The 326-nt window shown below is 58.9% G+C and carries 1 pseudogene; it reads right to left on the bottom strand.

Going from position 1 to position 326, the window contains the following annotated elements:
- Positions 1-169 (bottom strand): annotated as a pseudogene (locus tag GYA94_RS27305) (aldehyde dehydrogenase family protein); the annotation flags it as partial.
- Positions 170-326 lie beyond the last annotated feature (157 nt).

The following is a 326-nucleotide window of genomic DNA, read 5'->3' as shown; positions in this document are numbered from 1 at the left end:
CTTCGGCAGTAGAGCGGGGGAATTCGGCAATCGGCTGGCCGTTCACCGGGGACGTGTTGGTGAAGTATTCACCCTTTACCGGAGGAACGAACTCACCACCGATGTAGTTACCGTAGCGGTTCTTGAAGGAAACCTTCGCGCCTTCGGTACCGGGATGTGCGTAACGCATGGTGTGTCTCCTGGCTATTGTGTTTGTTAGGGAGTAGGAAGCGTAGAGCAAAGGTTGGGCCAGCGTGGGCGGCACCCGTAAAATCAATGGCTTGGGCGGGTGTGGCGGGCACGTGGCAGCCAGCCTGTGCCGGTTGCGGTACGCCTTGGGGTGACAT

The organism is Pseudomonas juntendi (assembly GCF_009932375.1).
GTDB lineage: Bacteria > Pseudomonadota > Gammaproteobacteria > Pseudomonadales > Pseudomonadaceae > Aquipseudomonas > Aquipseudomonas juntendi.
The sequence above is the reverse complement of the archived record's forward strand: the minus strand, read 5'-3'. Positions and strand labels throughout refer to the sequence as shown.